The sequence below is a fragment of the Mechercharimyces mesophilus genome (genome assembly GCF_059818345.1).
In genome coordinates, this window is sequence record NZ_JCBAPH010000004.1 from 162,092 (window position 1) to 182,626 (window position 20,535).

Sequence of the window (20,535 nt, forward strand, 5' to 3'; positions counted from 1 at the left end):
AAAGGAGCCTCCTTCTTCTTGCAACGTACGAGCGGGCTTGCTATAATGAAGAATGAATTTTACTGAAGGCTAACGGTGACGATAGAGAAAAGTAGATCGTTTATCCTTGTCAGGGAGAGAGTGTCATAGACTGGGAGCACTCTCCAAGAAGATGGGCGATTGAAGTTCCCTCTGGAGCCGTCCCCTTGAAGGTTGAAGTAGAGGGGTACCGGGTGCGCCCGTTAACGCGTGTGAAGAGGAGTAGTAGGAATCTGCCGATTTTATAGAGGGTTGATCCTTTATGAAGACGTGTGATCTTACTGTTCAATGAGGGTGGTACCGCGGTCTCTCGTCCCTTTTGGATGAGGGGTCTTTTTTATTTATACAGGAAGGGAGTGTTTTCAGATGCAAGAGCGCTTAGAACAGATTAGGCAAGCGACCTTAGAAGCATTGGAGTCCATGCAAGAGTTGGAACAAGTGAAGGAATTGCGTGTGAAGATCTTAGGGAAGAAAGGGGAAATCACACAGGTTTTACGCGGAATGGGGAGCTTATCTGCGGAGGAACGACCCAAAGTAGGACAGTTGGCTAACCAATTGCGCCAGGAGATGGAACTGGCTATCCAAGAGAAAGAAGAAAAATTGGAGGAAGAGGCGCTCCTACATAGGCTGGAGCAAGAAAAAGTAGACGTGACGATGCCTGGGGTTCCTAGACCGTTAGGCGGGATTCATCCACTGACTGCAGTGATCGAGCAGGTGGAAGATATTTTTATCGGAATGGGCTTTGAGGTAGCAGAAGGGCCCGAAGTGGAACAGGATTATTACAACTTTGAAGCACTTAATGTGCCCAAAGATCATCCCGCACGTGATATGCAGGATACTTTCTACCTAACGAATGATCTGCTACTTCGTACGCAAACCTCACCTGTGCAAATTCGTACGATGAGGGAAAAGGAAGGGTACGTCCCCATCCGCATTATTTGTCCGGGAACGGTATATCGCCGGGACGATGATGATGCGACTCACTCTCATCAGTTTATGCAGATTGAGGGATTGGTCGTTGATCGCGGGGTTTCGATGACCGAACTTAAAGGAACGTTGCTCGCTTTCGTGAAGCAGATGTTTGGAGAGGATCAAGCCATTCGTTTGCGCCCTAGCTATTTTCCTTTTACGGAACCCAGTGTAGAGGTGGACATTCGTTGTATGAAATGTTCGGGCGATGGATGCCGTCTCTGTAAGGAAACCGGTTGGATTGAAATCCTGGGTGCAGGGATGGTCCACCCCCATGTCTTACGTAGCAGTGGTTATGATGATAAGCGTTACACCGGTTTTGCTTTCGGTATTGGTGTGGAACGGGTAGCGATGCTGAAATACGGCGTGGATGATATTCGTCATTTTTATACCAATGATCTTCAATTCTTACGCCAGTTCCGATCAGTTTAAGGAGTGAGTTAGATGAATGTATCCTATCGATGGTTACAAGAGGTCGTCAATCTTGAAGGGATCACTGCCTCTGAAGTTGCAGATAAATGTACGTTTGGCGGAATTGAAGTAGAGGGAATCGAAGTGCGTGATCAAGGATTGACTGGTGTCATTCTCGGACGAGTGGAAGCGGTCGAATCTCATCCCAATGCGGATAAACTGCGTGTTTGTCAAGTTAATACAGGTGAAGGGGAATTGCGGCAAATCGTTTGTGGCGCCCCTAACGTGGCTACGAATCAACTGGTTCCCGTTGCTATCGAGGGAGCGCGTCTTCCCGGAGGAATGAAGATTAAGCGTTCGAAGCTACGTGGTGTGGAATCCCGTGGGATGATCTGTTCCGCCAAAGAGATTGGCCTTCAAGAGAAACTTCTTCCCAAAGGAAAAGAAGAGGGGATATTGGTCCTGACGGAAACGTCAGCCGAAGTAGGAACACCGATTAGCCAGGTGCTGGACTTGGATGATCAGGTTCTCGAATTGGGTCTGACCCCGAATCGTGCAGATTGCCTGTCGATGTGGGGATTGGCTTATGAGGTAGGAGCCCTTTTCGATCGTGATATTCATTTGCCACAAGTGGAAGAGTTGGCACCGTCTGAAACGAAGATAGACGGAATGGATATTCAACTGGAAGCAGAAGAAGAATGCCCTTTCTATGCTGGACAGGTGCTCGATGTGACAATCGCTCCTTCGCCACAATGGTTGCAAAACCGTCTGATGGCAATGGGGATTCGTCCCATCAATAACGTTGTAGATATTACCAACTATGTCATGCTAGAGTATGGTCAGCCATTACACGCTTTTGACTACAACAAGCTGGAATCCAAACAAATCGTGGTGCGTCAGGCGCGTTCTGGAGAAAAACTTACCACGCTTGATGGCGTGGAGCGTGAACTGAGTACAGATACCTTGGTGATTACCGATGGTGGAGAGGTACCGATCGCTCTTGCTGGTATTATGGGAGGAGAATCCTCCGAAGTGAGTGCAGAGACATCACGGGTGCTTCTGGAATCAGCTTACTTCGTTCCTGCCATCGTAAGGCAGACTTCGCGTCGTTTGGGTCTACGCTCGGAGGGGAGCAGTCGTTTTGACAAGGGAGTTGATCCCGAGCGGGTGATACCAGCTCTGCAACGAGCGGCTCAGTTGCTTGTGAAATATGCAGATGCCCAAGCGGTGTCGGAAATCTCCTATAAACGTGTGGGAGATATTGAAGACGTTACCGTTACCATGAATCATGATCGATTGTCGAACCTTTTGGGTGTAGAAGTGAAGGCAAATGAAGTGAAATCCATCTTCCGTCGATTACGCTTTGAAGCAGAAGAGGAGAATGGCGAATATCAGGTGAAAGTTCCTTCACGACGCCAAGACGTGATGTTGGAAGTGGACCTGATCGAAGAAGTGGCACGTCTATATGGATACGATCGTCTTCCCACTACCTTGCCATGGGGAAAGCAATCTCCAGGTGGTTTGACTAAAGAACAACGTCTACGTCGTGTTATTCGCCAAACCCTGCGTTCGATGGGGATGTTTGAAGTGAAGACATACACACTCTCCAAAAAGGGAGAAGGAAGAGAGATGGCGTCGATCACGGGAGGGGTACAACCACAGCCAATTCCCGTAATGATGCCGATGAGCAGAGAACACAGTGTCCTACGTACGAGTCTTCTACCACATTTGATTGAAGCAGCTTCTTATAATATCAAACGGCAACAAGAGCGTGTTTCTTTGTTCGAGCTCGGACGGACCTTTATCCATGGTGAAGAAGAGCTGGCTCAGCAACCAGAAGAACGGTGGGAATTAGCAGGGCTATTGACGGGGAGTTTGATTCCGAGCAACTGGAATAGGCAGTCCCCACCAACCGACTTCTTTGTTGCTAAAGGGGTCATCCATTCGTTGCTATTGCGCTTGGGAATTAATCATCTCGAATATCGTGCAGCGAAGCCATCCGGTTTTCACCCGGGACGGACAGCACAAATGTTACTCGAGGGTGAAGTGATTGGAATGATTGGACAGTTGCATCCACAAGTGGCTGATCAGTATGGTTTAAGCGATACCGTGATCTGTCAGGTAGACCTCTCTCGCCTCTTTCAAGTGGCGGGTCCAGATATCTATTTTGAACCTATTAAACGTCATCCATCTGTATCGCGTGATCTTGCTTTCGTCGTAGATGAAGAAACGACCGCTGCACAGATCGAGGAAGTAATCTATTCCAATGGTGGAGACCTATTGGAGAGAATCAATTTATTTGATGTTTTTGCCGGTAGTCAGATCGGTGAAGGCAAAAAAAGTGTAGCTTATGCTCTTACCTACCGTCATCCAGAGCGGACATTGACGGATGATGAAGTACAGGCGCGTCATCAGCAAATAGTGAACCAGCTTGAAGAAGCCCTGGGGGCACAGTTGCGTCAATAGAGAATGATGAGAGATACAGGGTAGGAGGCAAGATGGAAGGTGATGAAAAATCCTTCCTACTTCTTGTTTCCTGTCTCTTGCTTCTGCACTGTTGAAGCACCAGGTAGATGATTGTTTAGCGAATGATGATAAAAGGTCGTGTATCTTGAATTAGATAACATTGGGACAGCGAGACCCCTTTTCCTCGCTGTCCCAATCATTATATAATAAAAGGAAATAGGTTCGTCTCATGTTGGATGCGGTGAGGCAAGTGGGATGGAGGATCGATATGAGCAAAAATAAACTACACGTAGAGATATATGATCGAACCTACTCACTCACGGGGAAAGCAAGCCCTGGATACATGCGAGAGATTGCTCGATTGGTCGACGAAAAGATGAATGCGATCGCTCAATCCAATGCGCGCTTGGATACAACGCGGATTGCGGTGTTATCCGCGGTCAATATTGCCGATGAGTTTATGAAGTTACAACGAGAGCATGAGGAGATTTTACATTTGATCGAGGATGAGGAGCCCTGATGAATCTGCTTGATGGATTCATCCTCGGTTTTGTTGTCTTCCGCCTTATTCGTGGATATCAGCAGGGTCTTTTCCTGCAAATCGCCTCCCTCGTCAGTTTGATCGTGGCTGTAATCTTTGCCTATTCCTTTGCGGATGAGTGTCTACCCTTCATTCAGGAAATCGTAACGCTACCAGAAGCGGTGGATGGGAAAGGATTTTCAGGCCTTTTTCCTATTGAAGAAGGAATCTATTATTCTTTGTCGTTTCTACTATTGTTCATCTTGATAAAAATACCTCTCTCGATTGGGATCTCTTGGATGAAGCGCTTAATCAAACTTCCTGTTCTCTCAACTTTGGACAGAATAGGTGGACTGGTATTTTCCACTATCTATGTTTTTTTTATACTTCTGATCGGTTTAAACTTTATCAATATGCTTCCATTTGAAGAAACACAAAATTGGATTCAGCAGTCCGCCTTGGGAACGTTGATAGTGAAGGAATCACCCGACTTATGGAAATTATTCTTGGAAAGTGGTTCATAAATAAAGGAGAGATTCGCCAACGGTACTTACGCGAACCTCTCCTTTTTGATGATGGTTTCCTCAGCGCAGAACTTCGCTTAAAGAAGACGAGGGTGTCTATGCGCAGACGGGGCACTAGTCATGCGTTCGTTTTTCTTTTATCTTATGCAACTGACGATACCAGATTCTTAATATTGCATAAGATAGGGTGAATAGAGAAGAAGGAGGTGGAAGAGTTGAAATTATTAAAACAAGTTATTCGTGATATGGAGAAAATGACGGGCAATGGTCGTGGAGCGGTTGGTATGACAATGGATGGAAAAGGGAGAAAGAACATTGTGAAAGGGAAGGGCTCGGTAGCTACTTCCGTCAACGGCAAAGGCAAACAAAAAACGGTACGTGGGAAAGGTACTTCCCTCAGTATGACGAGAAATAAATAGTGCACAAGTAGGGTCAGGTGATAGCAGCAGCAGAGAAATCCTCTGCTGCTGATTAATTTTTTAGGGAAATAAACGATCCCTTAGATTAAGTGGTGGTTCTGCTGGTTCGTCTTCGGTCGTTTCTTCTTCATCAGAAGGAGGTTCTTCCGATTCGTCCTCCTCCTCCTCATTCATAAGAGGTTGTAGTGTTATCTCATATATTGGAGATGGAGTGGATCGTTTATTGGTTTCTTTATCGATGGCAATCACGCGATAGGCAATTTCCCACTTTTGCTCTTCCTCCGGTATGGTCGGATCGAAGGCGGAATCAGGGAAGATAACGGAATCGGTATAAGACCCCCCTGAAACAGTGGTGAGGGTCTCCCATTCCTGGCTTTCTTGCAATCGTTGGACCTCATACGTGACACGTGTGCCTTGATCACCCCAAGATAAGTGAATTTCCTGTGTCTCTTCGTTGTAGGAACCACCCAGCTGTTGTACAGGCTGCAAACGAAAAGGAGGTTGAGGCACGGAGACTCCCGGATTTTGGAAAGACTGTACGGGCTGGTCATCGAGTGCTGCATTCATGGCTGACTGGAAAATACGTGCTGGAACCGTTCCGCCGGAAAGGGCGTGGTTTGTTTCCTCCTGTTGGTAAACCATGACTGCCATAACCAATTCAGGGGTGTAGCCCACAAACCAGGCAGCTTGATTGGCCTGTGTCGTCCCTGTTTTTCCTGCGATATCTCGATTATTTGCCAACTCCGCATTGTTTCCTGTACCGTGTTCAACCGTATATTGCAGGATGCGGGTCATGTAATAAGCCGTTTGTTCACTTATCCATTGATGAGACTTTACCTCTTCTGAAGGACGAAGCTCTTTTCCATCGGCATCCACGATACGCTTGATCGCATGTGATGAGATGATCTCCCCTTGATTGGCAAAGGCACTGTATGCTTCTGCCATCTCTTGGGTGGTGCTTCCTTTCGTCAGTCCCCCTAGTGCCAATGGGGATGGGTTTTTATCTTCTTCTTGTAGAGAGAGGCCAGCCTCTTTTCCGTACTTAAAAGCCGTTTCTTCACCTACAGTCTCATGTAAGAGGCGAGCCGCCGTAATATTGTATGACTGGGCTACGGCTGTTTTTAGATAAACACTGCCATGTGAGGTTTGGTCGGCATTTTGTGGTTGCCAATTCCCAATTTTATAGGGGGCATCCGACACCGTCGTATATTCATGGTATTCATGTTCCTCGATTAAGGGGGCGTAGACGGTGATTGGCTTTATGGTGGAGCCTGGCTGTTGGGGAAGAAGGGCTCCATTTACATAGCCGTGCTTGTATTGACGTCCCCCTCCGACAGCCACCACTTCTCCTGTGGTTGGATTGAGCATCATGGCGCCACTGTTGAACTGGCTGTCCTCTGGATAAAGTTCATCGGTATCGAGCGCATTTTCGACCGCTATCTGTGCTTGAGGGTCGAGTGCGGAATATATTTTGTAGCCACCATTGACCAATTCTTCGGCGTCCATTCCAAAGCGATCAGTGGCCTCAGTAATCACCATATCGACATACGCTTGATAAGGATCGTTTTTAATATGCTTGGTGAGGTTGTCTGGATTGACGCCCAGGTCCATGGCCTGATATTTTTCTTTTTCCTCCTCTGTGATTAACGCTTCTCGTGCCATCACAGAAAGAACCGTATTTCGTCGCTTTTTTGCTAAATCGGGATTTTTATAAGGGTTATAAATATCGGGTCCCTTCGGTAAGCTGGCAAGGAGCGCAACCTCGTGAGGTTGTAACTCGTCAGTTTTAAGATCTTTGTCAAAATAAATCTTAGTTGCCATTTCGATTCCCCTGACGTTATTGCCGAGGTATATGTAATTGAGATAAGCCTCTAAGATTTCATTTTTGCTATACCGACGCTCCAGGTTCCAAGCAATAAACCATTCACGAATTTTGCGTTCCAATCTTTTTTCGCGGTTGTGTAGAATGGTGTTGCGAGCGACTTGCATGGTAATGGTACTTCCACCCTCTGTCGGTTTCAATGTACGCAAATTGACGGAAAGAGCACGAGCCATTCCGCGATAATCGACGCCATTATGTTCGTAGAAGCGCGAGTCTTCTACTTCGAGAATGGTTTGTACGAGTAAAGGGGTGTGAATATCATCAATGGCGATATATTCACGATTACTATCTCCTAGTCTTAAGACAGACTCCCCATCGTTTGCATAGAGAGTAGAGGCAAATTGCATTCGTTGCATATCACTCAGGTCATAAATTTTTGCTGTGAGCACTACTGTTGCCAACGCGATCAAAAGAAGGGAGAAGGAAACCCCTGCCACTAGAAAAATCCATTTTTTTGTAAACATGCTACGGTACAATAAGTAATACCGGCGAATCCTCCGCCAAAGGCTGAGTTTGTGTTGCTTCTTCATTCCATCTCCCTCCTTGTGTCATTATAGCATATGCGATTCGTGCGAACGGTTTTATATTGAAAGAATTTCCACAACTTACGTCTCACTTTTGTCCACGACAATGGGCCGTATATTCATGGAGAGAACCTGAGATAATAACGGGTAAATTAACCATGAATGGTTGACGTGGAATGAAAGGTTGGCATGCAATGAATAAATGGTTTTTTTACTTGATCCTGAGTCTTTTTCTCCTCGGTGGTTGTCTGTTCGCCTCTTTTCATGCTGTATCTGCCTTCGGGGACGAGACATTAAAGGTTGGAGCGAGTGGTGGGGATGTATACGAATTGCAAAATAGATTGAAGTACATCGGCTACTATACCGGAAAAGTGGATGGGCAGTTTGAGAATCGCACCTATAAAGCCGTCCGCTTGTTTCAGTACTCCTTTGGAATGAATGTGGATGGGGTAGTGGGTTCGAGAACGAAAACAAAATTATGGGAAGCGACGAAAGCATGGGCCCCTGGAGTCTCCAATCGCGTGTATAAAAAAGGGGATGAAGGAGGGTATGTGTGGGAGTTGCAAAAACGCCTCCAATTTATTGGTTATTATAAAGGAGAGATTGATGGCCATTTTGGTGAAGGAACAAACAAAGCTGCCCGCCGTTTTCAAGGAGAGTTTGGTTTACCTGTAGATGGAAATGTGGGTGCGGTGACGAGAGAAAAATTGTGGCTGGCAACGAAAGACTGGGAGCCCAAAGCTGGAGAGAATAGAGAGAAGAAGAATGTTGCGCAAAAAGAGAAGAAGCCATCCGCGCAAGCGAAGGCACCATCTATCACGAAGAAAGAAGCGGGTGGGATGGACAAGGGAGACATCCAATTAATGGCCCAAGCGGTTTACTCGGAAGCACGTGGAGAACCGTATGTAGGGCAAGTGGCTGTGGCAGCAGTGATACTCAATCGTGTAGATGATAATAAGTTTCCCAACTCCCCTTCAGGTGTTATTTTTCAGCCCTTGGCTTTTGAAGCAGTGGATAATGGTCAGTTCTGGCTGGAGCCGGATGAGCAAGCGAGGAAAGCCTGTTATGATGCGCTCAATGGTTGGGACCCTACTGGAGGATCGATTTACTACTTTAATCCGGATACAGCCAAATCAAGCTGGATTTGGAGTCGTCCACAGACGAAACAAATTGGAAAGCATGTTTTTGCTAAGTAGGAACGGCAATAAAAAAACTGGCTCACAGCCAGTTTTTTTATTGCCTTCATTTTAAAAAGAAACTAGAGCAGATTAGTCTGCTCTAGCTGTAAATTTTCCTTTGATAGGGACGAAGAGATCGATAATCCCAATCACCAAGGCAGCCAACAAAGCACCGATGACCGAGACGCTCATCCCACCAATAAAAAATTGGGTGAGGTAAATGACAGCAGCACTGACGAAGAAACCGACCACCCCACGTGCATAAGGAGAGATATCTTCACCAAATATCTTCTCCACTCCCCAGCCCAAGAGGGCGATGACAATAGCGGAGAAGAAGGCACTCCAAAATCCGAGGATGCGAAAACCAGGAACGATGGCCGCGACTAATAAAAGAACCACCGCAGCGACGAGGAAACGAATAACGTGTCGAACGATTTTCATTCCAGACCTCCTTTAATCGTTATCCTTTCCTGCAAGTGCTGGAAGTATGAACCGTCCTTATGATAATCACTCTTTCCCGCTTTCAACAATCTGGTATAATTAAGGGTGAATGCTTTATGGCAGAAAGGAGCGTATTATAGCAAATGGACGCTCATACATTACGTGTTTTAGAGTATCATCGCGTGCTTCAATTGGTACAAGAAGAGGCTTCTTCTTCTCTTGGGGAGAAACGAGTACACGAATTGTTGCCAAGCGTGGCATTGGTCGATGTGAAAAAAAGATTACAGGAGACACAGGAGGCTTTAGACCTCTTACGCTTGAAAGGAGGCCTTTCCTTACGTGGATTAGAAGAGATGGAATCTAGTCTGCAAAGAGCAGAGATTGGGGGCATTTTAAGTCCGGCGGAGTTTGTCATTCTTCACCGCCTATTACTCAATGGGAAGCAGATGACAGCGAAGGTTCGTGCGATTGATCCCGAGGAACTTCCCTTACCCTTGATGCGTGAAGCTGCAGAGCGAATCGCCCTTTTGCCAGAATTAAGGCAGGCGATTGAGCAAGCAATTGATGAAGAAGGACAAGTTCTTAGCCAGGCGAGTCCAACGCTGTCCCGATTACGCAGTAAGATCCAAACGATTCAAATGCGTATTCGCTCTACACTGGATCAGATGGTGAAAAGTGCGCGGTATCAAAAAATGCTACAGGACCCGATCGTCACACAACGAAATGACCGGTATGTCCTCCCTGTGAAACAAGAATACCGCAACGAGTTTGGCGGATTGGTCCACGATCAATCCGCATCGGGGTCCACTGTTTTCATGGAGCCCAATACCGTCGTGTCGTTAAATAATGAACTACGTGAATCCCACTTAGAAGAAGAGCGGGAAATTGAGCGGATTTTACAGCAACTATCGGCTGAAGTGGCCCAATCGGTGGAGCCCCTACGCATCAACGAACAAGTGTTAACCCACATGGATGTCGTATTAGCTAAGGCACGCTTTGGCCAGAAATATCGGGGCAGTTGTCCATCGGTGTGTGTGGAGAAGAAAATGCGTTTGAAGCGAGCTCGTCATCCGTTGATTCCTAAAGAAGAAGTGGTACCCATTGATCTGAGCATTGAGGAAGGACAACAAGGGATTATGGTTACCGGACCCAACACGGGTGGGAAAACGGTGACGATAAAAACGGTGGGGTTATTTGCTTTGATGACACAGGCGGGAATTCCACTGCCAGTAGATGAAGGCTCACAAATGCCGATTTTTGGACAAGTATTTGCAGATATTGGTGACGAACAGAGCATTGAGCAAAGTCTGAGTACTTTCTCCAGCCACATGAAAAACATTGTGGACATGCTTTCGCGAGTGGATGAACATAGCTTGATCTTGTTGGATGAATTAGGAGCAGGTACCGACCCTACTGAGGGTGCGGCACTAGCTACCTCCATTTTGGAAGAATTGCTAAATCGGCAAGCGCTCTTTGTCGCAACCACACACTACAGTGAACTGAAAATGTTTGCTCATACGCATCCGCAGGTGATCAATGCCAGTGTTGAATTTAATGTAGAGACTTTGCGTCCCACTTACCGCTTACTCGTTGGGATTCCTGGTCGAAGTAACGCTTTTGCCATTGCTGGACGGCTGGGACTCCCGGCAAACATTATTGATCGGGCAAAGAAAGAAATTAGTCAGGATCAGCACCAGTTGGAAGACTTGATCGCCACACTGACAGAAGATACCCGTATTGCGGAAGAAAAACGGCAAGAAGCGGAATCTTACCAACATGAAGCAAAGCAACTTCATCACGAACTGCATGAGAAGCTGGAAAACTGGGAGCAAGAGAAAGCGAAGTTGCGCGAACAGGCCCGTCGGGAATCTCGGTCCACAATTGCACGTGCCAAAGCAGAAGCGGAAGAGGTGCTTGCGCAATTGCGGGAATGGGCGAAGTTGCGCCCAGATGAACTGAAAGAACATCAACTGTCGGAAGCGAAAAAGAGATTAGAGGAAGCGGTTCCTGCATGGGAAATTCCCCATTCCACCGTTGAAAGTACGGATACCCCTGAAACTTTCCGTGTAGGTGACGAGGTCTTTGTCAGCTCGGTTCAACAAAAAGGGGAAGTCGTCGAAGTCTTGGGGGATGATGAATGGCTTGTGCAAGTGGGCTCCCTCAAAATGAAAGCGAGCAAGGGAGCGTTGAAGCGACTGAAGTCAGGAAAGAAAAAAGCAGAGGAGAAAACCTATACTTCTTATCAGAGACAAGCGTCCAATGAGACTCGTCCTGAGCTGGATTTACGAGGGAAAATGGTAGAAGAAGCTCTAGCGGAGATGGACAAGTACTTGGATGATGCGTTGATGAGCGGTTACTCCCAAGTTTCCATTATCCATGGAAAAGGGACAGGAGCGCTGCGAACTGGGGTTACAAACTTTTTGCAAAAACATAAACATGTCGACTCGTTTCGCCTAGGTGGGTACCGCGAAGGCGGTTCAGGAGTGACGGTTGTCCAACTTCAATGATACAGGAGAGGGAGAATGGAGACGTTAGCAAAAATATTAATGGTCTGTGCTCTTGTTTTCTTTTGCATCGGGCTGATCTGGTTTTTACTAAATGCATAATCAGAAGAGAAGAGGGGCCATCTGTGGCCCCTCTTCTCTTCTTGGTACGCTTTAACCTGCTCCTTTACCTAATAATTTACGGCTGCATTCGCATTGATCCGTCCATTCTGGAAGAAGAATCCGGTGCCAGAGATGGGGTCGGCTGTCTTTTCTATGGCTTCACGAATCTCTTGATTATTTCGCCCTTGTGAAGCCAAGAGTCCAGCTAGTCCTGCCACATGAGGAGTGGCCATCGAAGTACCCGAATAGGAAGCATATTCATCACCAGGAACGGTGGATAAGATATCTACACCGGGAGCTGCAATGTCGACCCATCTACCCCAACTGGAGAAGGAAGCTCTCTTATCGCTGGAATCAGTGGCTGCAACGGCGATGGCATCGCTATATCCGGCAGGGTAGCTACGGAAGAAAAGACCGTTGTTCCCCGCGGCGGCCACAACGACTGCTCCTTGATCCCAAGCATATTGAACCGCATTCTTTAGCGTGGTTGCTCCTATGGGTGAGCCCAAGCTGAGGCTAATCACGTCAGCATTGTCTGCAGCATGACGAATTCCTTCAGCGATATCATCAAGACTGCCACTACCGTTGGCATTCAATACACGTACCGCGTAGATAGAAGCCCCAGGTGCCATACCCGCGATCCCAATTTCATTGTCGGTGCTAGCAGCGGCAATGCCTGCGCAGTGAGTGCCGTGGCCTTGCTCATCATCTGGGTCAGAGTCATTATCGACAAAGTCATAGCCATTGATTACTTTGCCTTCTAGATCGGGATGACTATCGTCCACTCCGGTATCCACGATCGCAATTTTCACGTTTTCATTTCCAGGTTCCACGTCCCACGCAGGTGGAGCTTCGGTGATTTGAGGACCATACTGCTCATCAAAGTGCTCATCGTTCGGTATTGCTTGAGTGTGGAAAATGTAATTGGGCTCTACGTACTCTACTTCGGGAAGTGCTTCATAAGCTTTGATGGCTTCCATAACGGACATTCCTTTGAGTTTGATCACGTCAAATCCTAATTTGGAGCTACGCTCTTTTAGCTGTGAGGCTTCCCCTTTGTGCAGAGAGGCTTTCTTAGATGCGGAGGTTCCTTCCTTAAACTTGACAATCAACTCATCGGGGATTGCGTCCTTAAGGCTTTCCTTTAGACTGAGGTCAGGATTGCTACTGGGAGCGGCGGTGGCTGTAGCGGGGACCACCATCATAATAGCCAACAATACGGTGAAGACCATACGCATCATTCTCATTGCAAACAACCTCCTTAATTTTGGATTAATAATTAAATACAACAAATTATGTGACAATCCTGCTTATTCAGAAAAAATTTTAATATTTCGATAAAAAATACTTTACAGCAAATCACTCGCAATCTTTCTGGATATTAGTAAGAGAAAAGTGGCTTGGAATCTTACATCTCTTCGTTTTTCTGCTGTTTATCTTTACGGAAAGTATGTAGTTGTTTTCATTTGTCATGTTCTTTCTACTCGATTTGCGTTTAATAAAAGCAGAAGGAAGAACAGATGGTGTGCTTGACCCATCTGTCCTTCCTCCATTTCTTTTAATGGAGATTATATTCTGTAAGAGTTTATTACGCGACTGATCGCTTAAGGATGGATGAGGAAGATCATGTACTTTCTATGCGGGCACGAATATGGATGCGAATGGAGGGTGTGGAGGGGTCTGATGTATCAGTGGTGGGGAGAGTGTCATTCTGGCTGTCTTCAGGGAGGATGGGATAGTACGGGAGAGCGCCAATTCCTGGCTGCAAGAGGCTGAGGAACCATGTGGTATGAAGATAATAGGACCATGGAACGGAAGAGGGAGGGCGATACGCAGGGAACATCACATTTTCACCTCACGACCTATGTATATAGCCGATCTTGCATGTCTTTGTGTGACAACCATGGATTCAAGGTTGTCGCACAAAGGATTCATGACGGGATTTTGTTGAAGCAAGGAAGAGAAGGCACGTGACATGGCCAGCATGCGGTATTTTAACAGCTGATTTGCAGGGTTTTAAGGGAGTACCCATTCTCTGCACTCAATGAAGTGAAGCCGCAGGAGTCACAGAAGCATGACAAATATATTACAATATACGATGTTATGCCTTGTCTCATTCGCTTTATAAGAGAGATTTCCCCCTGCAACTGTAAAATTGTTGCTGGAGAGGGCAGAGTGATTAGGGTCAATGAGACAAGGTTGTTGTTGCTAGCCGTAGTATGCTGTGGTAAACGGCTCAGCTAAGCGAGAAGGATGGATTTTCTCTCCCAAACTGTAAAACTCACAAAAGTTCATGATCAGAGGCTTCCATTTATTTGGATCAACATGGTTTTTTTCACCCTCCATTAAAATGTCTGTATGCATATGGGTTTTGATAATCTTCATTTCAATCGCCTTTACGGCGCTTGGCTCATCAAAGGAATGGATGGCTGTCACGACCGCTTCCAGTTGTACTGGACACTCCTGAACCAAGGGGGCTTCGATTTCTTCTGAAGGGGTGGGAGTTAATTGTGCTGTGGAGAATTTATTTGATTCGTGTTGATACCCTAGCTCTTGCTTGTACGTGGGTACGGGATTTTTTCCTGTTAGGAGGGCGAGTTGATCGACGGAGTGAACCAAATCAGCAGAGGGTAAATTGAGTCCACCTTGCTTTTCTCGCATCAGATTGGTTACGGTTTGGGAGTAGCTACTCATGCCGAGCATACACGATTGATTCATCCACCATACAGAAGAGATGGGTGCTAAATTAAACGAACCGTCTTCGTTTAATGTGCTTACGAGGACAACGGGGGTTCCGAAATACAAGATTTTTGGGTCAATGGTTTTATGCATCAAGCGCACATCCTTCATTATTATTTTGGCTCATGCCCATTGTATCCTCATGCTCCACTCTCTGCTTTTGTCATCTTGCTGTTCCATTAGAGGGTTGACTAATTTATTGGAACCCCTAAAAGATTGATCGCTTGGCGGGATAGAAGGGCAAACTCAATGGGGTTTCGTATGGTGAAATAATTTAAATAAACGAAAGAAGGGGTTGAAAACCAGCGATTGTAGATTTCCCCTATCATAAATCCTCCTTGTCGGCGCAAGAGGTCTAGATACTTCTGGACTTCACTACGCAATAAAGAGACAGTCCCAATACAGAGTGCCTGTCCTTGTTTGTCTATTGATTCAAAAGAAAGACCAATTAGAGCAACACTCCCAATCATGGTGGGTTGCCCTGCGATGATTACAGGAATATTGCGAGGGACTAAAACTTCACAGCTTGCATCTAAGATATCGGTTCGTTCTTGGTTGAGAAGTGAGCGGAAAGTATTACATAGTACTTGGAATTGAGGAGTGACGGGTCGAGAGACATCTCCTACATCGGGGAGCGTGTCTAAAACAGCTCTTAAGATTATAGCTGTGGTAATCGGATTGGCTACGACTTGGTAATAGACGTTGATAATAGTAGGTTTCAAAAAAGTGCTATATAAAGTGACAGAGGTTATGGTGAAGCCTTGACGTGTCAAGGAATTTACAACGGGAGTTACTTCATTTTCTTTTAAGGCCAAGAAGCCAACATTGAGTGTCTTGTTAGGTAAATTCGTACTTCCAAACCAGAGAAGATTATTTAAGGGATCGGTTGTGGGTCGTCCGAAAAGAGTGGCGTTAAAAGTACGAGAGTTTGAAAGGGCACAGGTTTGGGGCGGATTAGAAAAGTCAGTATTCATTGCCCCTACAATACGACTTAAGCGGTCACATAGTTGCTGAGTTACTTGCATTTGGTCACTACCTTTCTATAAGAATCAGTGTTCACTCTTACTAATTTATTTAATTTGAATGAATAGCGTGCTAAATATCATTGGATGTCCTGTCTTGTCAGAAGAGGAGTGGCCAGAGAGCAAGGGAATTAGCGCAAAAGTGACCGGGCAGTGATGAATGAGGATGTGTTTATGGAAGCAATGCGAAGAAGCCAAACAAAAACAAAAAGGCTCACCTCCCTGGGGTTACCCCAGGGAGGTGAGCCACATGTGCAAGAAATATTGGTACGTTGCTTGCAGTCCCATTCTCCATATGTAAAAGATAGGTTTTTAATGTGAGGCTGTTAATGGGCACTAAAAAAGAACCTGGTTAGTTTAATCAGGCTTTTTTGTATTGCATATAAACGAACACGGTGATATAATCAGAATACCTCCGAAAATTTCTAAATGACATAATATCTCATCCTATATCTTTATCATATCATCCCGGAGAACTCTTGTCAAATGTTTTTTTCTCAAATTTAATGGTTAGGAGAGATTTGAATGAGCTCTTTGGTTTTCGGTTTTCAAGAAATGAAAAAAACGTATCATTTGCTTGTTGGCGGAAAAGGGTTGAATTTAGGGGAATTATCAAAAATTGAAGGAATACAAGTGCCAGAAGGATTTTGTGTTACAACAGTGGGCTATCAAAAAGCCATTGGACAAAACGAATCGTATCAGGCTTTGTTGGATCAACTAACCATGCTACAAGTAGAGGACCGAGATCAAATTGGTGAAATCAGCGGGAAGATTCGAGAAATCATTATGGAAGTACCCATTCCTGACGATGTTGTGCAAGCAGTGACGCACTTTCTCTCCCAGATTGGTGAGGAGTATGCCTATGCAGTGCGTTCTAGTGCGACTGCTGAAGACCTGCCCCATGCCTCTTTTGCTGGTCAACAAGACACCTATTTAAATGTCATCGGTAAAGAAGCAATCTTGCAACACATCAGCAGATGCTGGGCTTCCTTATTTACGGATCGTGCTGTAATCTACCGTATGCAAAACGGATTTGACCACAGACAAGTTTATTTATCCGTCATCATTCAAAGGATGGTTTTCTCACAGGCTTCAGGAATTTTATTTACTGCTGATCCGATCACTTCTAACCGCAAGTTGTTATCCATCGATGCCAGCTTTGGACTTGGTGAAGCCTTAGTCTCTGGCTTCGTTTCTGCGGATTGTTATAAAGTACAGGAAGAGAAAATCATTGATAAGAGGGTAGCAACCAAAAAATCAGCTGTCTATGGGCGAAAAGAAGGTGGAACAGAGGTACATGAGATCGCTCCTGATCAGCAAGAGAAGCAAACACTTACTGACGAACAAATTTTACAACTGGCACGTATTGGTCGACAAATCGAAACTTATTTTGGCTTTCCGCAAGATATCGAGTGGTGTTTGGTTGATGATCGTTTTTATATTGTCCAGAGCCGGCCAATTACAACTTTATACCCAATTCCTGAAGCGAATGACAATGAAAAACACGTCTATTTATCTGTGGGACATCAACAAATGATGACCGACCCCTTGAGACCATTGGGAATGTCTTTAATGGAGTTAATATCGTATGGTCGCTGGTTTAAAGCTGGTGGAAGGCTGTTTGTTGATGTGGGACAAATGCTGGCGTCACCAGACGGTAGAAGAATGTTATTAAGTAACATGAGACAACTCGAACCGCTTACAAAAGATGCAGTTATGACGATAATAGAGCGGGATTTTATAAAATGCTTACCAAATAATGATAAGCAAGAGCAGCGTTCTGGTAATAGCGATAACGTGAAGCCACCTGCAGATCCTCAAGCACAAATGGAAAACAGTCAGTCAATCGTTTTGGATTTGATTAGAAAAAATCAAACCTCTGTTGAAGAGTTAAAACAAAATATACAAGGGAAATCAGGAACAAATTTAATTGATTTTATACTAGAAGATACCCAAGAGTTGAAGAGGATCTTATTTGATCCACAAAGTACAGCTGTATTTACAACCGCCATAAATGCTTCACTTTGGATCAATGAAAAAATGAACGAGTGGTTGGGCGAGAAGAACGCAGCAGATACGCTTTCCCAATCTGTACCACACAATATTACTTCGGAAATGGGTCTGGCGTTAATGGATGTGGCAGATGTGATTCGTCCTTACCCAGAAGTCATTGATTATCTACAACATGTAAAAGATAACGACTTTTTGAATGAACTGGTTACTTATGATGGAGGACAGGAAGCTAGCAATGCATTCAATGCTTTTCTCAACAAATATGGGATGCGATGCAGCGGAGAAATAGATATTACCAGGACTCGTTGGAGCGAAAAACCAACGACACTCATCCCGCTAATTCTCAATAACATCAAAAGCTTTGAATCTAATGCCAGTCATCGGAAATTTGAGCAAGGGCGACAGGAAGCTTTGAAAAAAGAACACGAGTTATTGGATCGATTGAAGCAATTGCCGGAGGGTGAACAAAAGGCCGAAGAAACAAAACAAATGATTGATAAAATGCGAAATTTTATCGGGTATCGCGAATATCCCAAATACGGCATGGTCAGTCGCTACTTTGTTTATAAGCAGGCTATGCTTAAAGAAGCCGAGCGACTCGTACAGACAAATGTTATTCATGAAAAAGAAGATATTTATTACCTCACTTTTGAAGAACTACGCGATGTCATAGCTACGCAGAAACTAGATTTTGCTGTCATCAATAATCGCAAAGAAGAGTACAAATTATTCGAAAAAATAACCCCTCCACGTGTGATTACCTCTGATGGTGAAATAGTTGCAGGCAAGTACAAACGAGAAAACCTTCCATCGGGAGCTATGGCTGGTTTGCCTGTTTCTTCAGGAGTTATTGAGGGAAGGGCACGCGTCATCTTAAACATGGAAGAAGCAGATTTAGAAGATGGAGATATATTAGTCACTGCCTTTACTGATCCCAGCTGGACACCTTTATTTGTATCTATAAAAGGATTGGTTACTGAAATTGGTGGACTGATGACCCATGGAGCAGTGATCGCTCGTGAATATGGCCTGCCAGCAGTTGTCGGGGTAGAAAATGCGACGAAAAGAATCAAAGATGGACAACGAATTCGTGTGCATGGAACCGAAGGGTATATCGAAATAGTGCAATGGCTAAAACCTCAAATAAGGCCCCTGTTATAATTGGCTATGAATTGATGATGGATAAAAGGGCGGTTACCCCGTCCTTTTATCCATTCTTCTATTTCTCCACTGAATAAGGATGAGAAGGGAGAAATTCTACATAAACATTCGCTCATCCCAACGCAACCACTTGGGATAGTGGTTCTTTAACAAACCTCCAGCTACTTTTCCCCAACCCAGACTAAACCCATCAACGGTGACCAAGGTCCAGCCTTTACTCTTCTCTGTCGGCAAGGCTTCTCCTTGTAGGTATTGGTAGAGAGCAGGATCGGTGGAAGAGAAGGCAACCACTTGTTGGGCTTCCTCTTCCGTTAGTGCTAGGGCAAAGGCGTGTGAAGGGATGAAGCGGCCTTTCTTGATTTGTCCGAGATAAAAGCCGGGTCGCTTCACCTTCAGTCCTTTCAGGGAAGGGAGCTCCTCGTGAATAAGGTAAAGATGCTCTCCGAACAACGTAAGCGTGCCGGATGGTGCCTCGATGTTGAGGACCTCTTGATAAAACGATTGGAGAAGACGCCGGTCTTGGGTGGAGATGGGTGACCACTTACTGGGTCGCACCTTTTTGTTCTCATCCTCCCCCTCCTTTTTTAGAACAGCCACAAAGTGACCTTCTCCACGCAGGTGATGAGGCCATAAGCGGGCACTTTCTTCTAATTCAGTACGAGCATGACTCCACGCTGGGCGACCCTTTTTGTAATGCTCGGCTTGTGGAACTATTTCCAGTGTAAACGAAGGGTGAAGTTGTAGAAACTTTTCTAAGGCGCCTTCATTCTCATTGGGATTAAAGGTACAAGTAGAATAGACGAGCCGTCCTCCGGCTTTTAACATTTGTGCAGCGGCTTCTAAGATTTCCAGTTGGACTTCAGCGGCTCGCTCGGTGGAGCGAATGCTCCAGCGTGTCCTTGCCTCAGGATCTTTGCGGAACATTCCCTCTCCAGAACAAGGAGCATCGATGAGTATCCGATCAAAGAAGTGGCGGAACGTTTTTTGTAATCGTTGAGGAGACTCATTGGTGACGACAGCATTCTTGACGCCACACCTTTCGATGTTTTCTACTAGGGCATTGGCACGAGAGCCATCAATTTCATTGGAGACCAATAATCCTTCTCCTTGCAACTTGCCAGCTATTTGAGTGGATTTTCCACCGGGTGCTGCACAGAGATCCAGAATTCGCTCTCCCGGCTGAGGGTCTAATGCTTCTGCTGGTGCCATGGCACTTGGCTCTTGAATGTAGTAGACACCAGCGGCATGATGAGGATTTTTTCCTGGTCGTACGGTCTGATGGTCATAGTAAAAGCCTTCCTCACACCATGGAATGGACTCGAGTGAAAAAGGAGTGACACTCAGGAAGCGGGAGACACTACTTTTCAGTGGATTGACGCGAAATCCACGGGTAGGGCGCTCATTATAGGTAGAGGCAAACGCTTCATACTCTTCTTTAAGTAAATCCTGCATTTGCTTTATGTAATCTGCGGGTAGTTCGATCGGTTTGTAGGTCAAAGAAAAATCCTCCTGTTAAGCAATGAATACATCGGCCAAAAAATATGGGCTTGAAAGCTATTGTAGCAAAAAAAGAAAGGTCTTTGAAATCCGGAAGCGAAGGTTTTTTCTCCTAGATGAGGATAGAAGGAATGATTCTATCGGA

At 45.5% G+C, this 20,535-nt stretch carries 14 protein-coding genes and 1 other annotated feature; of the genes, 8 read left to right on the plus strand and 6 right to left on the minus strand.

Translation table 11 applies throughout. From position 1 onward, the window contains the following. The first annotated feature begins 69 nt into the window (after nucleotides 1–69). Nucleotides 70–339: a binding site (T-box leader), on the plus strand. 45 nt (nucleotides 340–384) lie between these two features. The 5 genes from pheS (at nucleotide 385) to AC6RGY_RS12165 (ending at nucleotide 5,327) form a co-directional block, all read left to right on the plus strand. Continuing rightward, on the plus strand, nucleotides 385–1,419 hold the full coding sequence (gene pheS / locus AC6RGY_RS12145) for a phenylalanine--tRNA ligase subunit alpha (protein ID WP_499863290.1): 1,035 nt from the start codon (nucleotides 385–387) through the stop codon (nucleotides 1,417–1,419). Between the two features lie 12 nt (nucleotides 1,420–1,431). Continuing rightward, entirely contained in the window at nucleotides 1,432–3,864 is a 2,433-nt protein-coding gene (pheT, locus tag AC6RGY_RS12150) for a phenylalanine--tRNA ligase subunit beta (RefSeq protein ID WP_499863291.1), read from the plus strand. Between the two features lie 268 nt (nucleotides 3,865–4,132). After that, a complete protein-coding gene (locus tag AC6RGY_RS12155) occupies nucleotides 4,133–4,384 on the plus strand; it encodes a cell division protein ZapA (RefSeq protein WP_499863292.1) in 252 nt (83 codons plus the stop codon). Further along, nucleotides 4,384–4,908 carry a CvpA family protein gene (locus tag AC6RGY_RS12160; protein ID WP_499863293.1) on the plus strand — a complete coding sequence of 175 codons (525 nt, stop codon included), beginning with the start codon at nucleotides 4,384–4,386 and terminating at the stop codon, nucleotides 4,906–4,908. Before AC6RGY_RS12155 ends, AC6RGY_RS12160 begins: the two co-directional genes overlap by 1 nt. A 215-nt stretch (nucleotides 4,909–5,123) precedes the next feature. Continuing rightward, nucleotides 5,124–5,327, plus strand: coding sequence for a hypothetical protein (locus tag AC6RGY_RS12165; protein WP_499863294.1), 204 nt, complete (start codon nucleotides 5,124–5,126; stop codon nucleotides 5,325–5,327). Nucleotides 5,328–5,387: 60 nt separating this feature from the next. Here AC6RGY_RS12165 and AC6RGY_RS12170 read toward each other — a convergent pair whose 3' ends face one another. Beyond that, nucleotides 5,388–7,739, minus strand: a complete 2,352-nt coding sequence (locus tag AC6RGY_RS12170) for a transglycosylase domain-containing protein (RefSeq protein ID WP_499863295.1) — start codon at nucleotides 7,737–7,739, stop codon at nucleotides 5,388–5,390. Nucleotides 7,740–7,927: 188 nt separating this feature from the next. Between AC6RGY_RS12170 and sleB the strand changes: the two genes are divergently transcribed. Continuing rightward, nucleotides 7,928–8,929, plus strand: coding sequence for a spore cortex-lytic enzyme (gene sleB / locus AC6RGY_RS12175; protein WP_499863296.1), 1,002 nt, complete (start codon nucleotides 7,928–7,930; stop codon nucleotides 8,927–8,929). Nucleotides 8,930–9,001: 72 nt separating this feature from the next. Here the strand turns inward: sleB and AC6RGY_RS12180 are convergent, their stop codons facing one another. Next, nucleotides 9,002–9,352 carry a phage holin family protein gene (locus AC6RGY_RS12180; RefSeq protein ID WP_499863297.1) on the minus strand — a complete coding sequence of 117 codons (351 nt, stop codon included), beginning with the start codon at nucleotides 9,350–9,352 and terminating at the stop codon, nucleotides 9,002–9,004. 143 nt (nucleotides 9,353–9,495) lie between these two features. On the opposite strand from AC6RGY_RS12180, the gene AC6RGY_RS12185 reads away from it, so the two are divergent. Then, nucleotides 9,496–11,859, plus strand: a complete 2,364-nt coding sequence (locus AC6RGY_RS12185; protein ID WP_499863298.1) for an endonuclease MutS2 — start codon at nucleotides 9,496–9,498, stop codon at nucleotides 11,857–11,859. 167 nt (nucleotides 11,860–12,026) lie between these two features. On the opposite strand, the gene AC6RGY_RS12190 is transcribed toward AC6RGY_RS12185, so the two are convergent. From AC6RGY_RS12190 to AC6RGY_RS12200, 3 genes are all read right to left on the minus strand, one after another. Beyond that, nucleotides 12,027–13,205, minus strand: a complete 1,179-nt coding sequence (locus tag AC6RGY_RS12190; RefSeq protein WP_499863299.1) for a S8 family serine peptidase — start codon at nucleotides 13,203–13,205, stop codon at nucleotides 12,027–12,029. A 961-nt stretch (nucleotides 13,206–14,166) separates the two neighbouring features. Continuing rightward, nucleotides 14,167–14,790 carry a flavin reductase family protein gene (locus tag AC6RGY_RS12195; RefSeq protein ID WP_499863300.1) on the minus strand — a complete coding sequence of 208 codons (624 nt, stop codon included), beginning with the start codon at nucleotides 14,788–14,790 and terminating at the stop codon, nucleotides 14,167–14,169. 98 nt (nucleotides 14,791–14,888) lie between these two features. Continuing rightward, nucleotides 14,889–15,722, minus strand: coding sequence for a DUF1259 domain-containing protein (locus AC6RGY_RS12200; protein WP_499863301.1), 834 nt, complete (start codon nucleotides 15,720–15,722; stop codon nucleotides 14,889–14,891). A 522-nt stretch (nucleotides 15,723–16,244) separates the two neighbouring features. Between AC6RGY_RS12200 and ppsA the strand changes: the two genes are divergently transcribed. Next, nucleotides 16,245–18,893 carry a phosphoenolpyruvate synthase gene (ppsA, locus tag AC6RGY_RS12205; RefSeq protein WP_499863302.1) on the plus strand — a complete coding sequence of 883 codons (2,649 nt, stop codon included), beginning with the start codon at nucleotides 16,245–16,247 and terminating at the stop codon, nucleotides 18,891–18,893. Between the two features lie 96 nt (nucleotides 18,894–18,989). Here ppsA and AC6RGY_RS12210 read toward each other — a convergent pair whose 3' ends face one another. Further along, nucleotides 18,990–20,390, minus strand: a complete 1,401-nt coding sequence (locus tag AC6RGY_RS12210) for an RsmF rRNA methyltransferase first C-terminal domain-containing protein (protein ID WP_499863303.1) — start codon at nucleotides 20,388–20,390, stop codon at nucleotides 18,990–18,992. Nucleotides 20,391–20,535 lie beyond the last annotated feature (145 nt).

Bases quoted from the DNA above. Each gene is read 5' to 3' on its own strand.
- AC6RGY_RS12180 (WP_499863297.1), bottom strand. From the start codon at position 9,352: ATGAAAATCGTTCGACACGTTATTCGTTTCCTCGTCGCTGCGGTGGTT.
- pheT (WP_499863291.1), top strand. From the start codon at position 1,432: ATGAATGTATCCTATCGATGGTTACAAGAGGTCGTCAATCTTGAAGGG.
- sleB (WP_499863296.1), top strand. From the start codon at position 7,928: ATGAATAAATGGTTTTTTTACTTGATCCTGAGTCTTTTTCTCCTCGGT.
- AC6RGY_RS12160 (WP_499863293.1), top strand. From the start codon at position 4,384: ATGAATCTGCTTGATGGATTCATCCTCGGTTTTGTTGTCTTCCGCCTT.
- AC6RGY_RS12200 (WP_499863301.1), bottom strand. From the start codon at position 15,722: ATGCAAGTAACTCAGCAACTATGTGACCGCTTAAGTCGTATTGTAGGG.
- AC6RGY_RS12155 (WP_499863292.1), top strand. From the start codon at position 4,133: ATGAGCAAAAATAAACTACACGTAGAGATATATGATCGAACCTACTCA.
- AC6RGY_RS12190 (WP_499863299.1), bottom strand. From the start codon at position 13,205: ATGAGAATGATGCGTATGGTCTTCACCGTATTGTTGGCTATTATGATG.
- AC6RGY_RS12185 (WP_499863298.1), top strand. From the start codon at position 9,496: ATGGACGCTCATACATTACGTGTTTTAGAGTATCATCGCGTGCTTCAA.
- AC6RGY_RS12195 (WP_499863300.1), bottom strand. From the start codon at position 14,790: ATGCATAAAACCATTGACCCAAAAATCTTGTATTTCGGAACCCCCGTT.
- AC6RGY_RS12170 (WP_499863295.1), bottom strand. From the start codon at position 7,739: ATGAAGAAGCAACACAAACTCAGCCTTTGGCGGAGGATTCGCCGGTAT.
- ppsA (WP_499863302.1), top strand. From the start codon at position 16,245: ATGAGCTCTTTGGTTTTCGGTTTTCAAGAAATGAAAAAAACGTATCAT.
- pheS (WP_499863290.1), top strand. From the start codon at position 385: ATGCAAGAGCGCTTAGAACAGATTAGGCAAGCGACCTTAGAAGCATTG.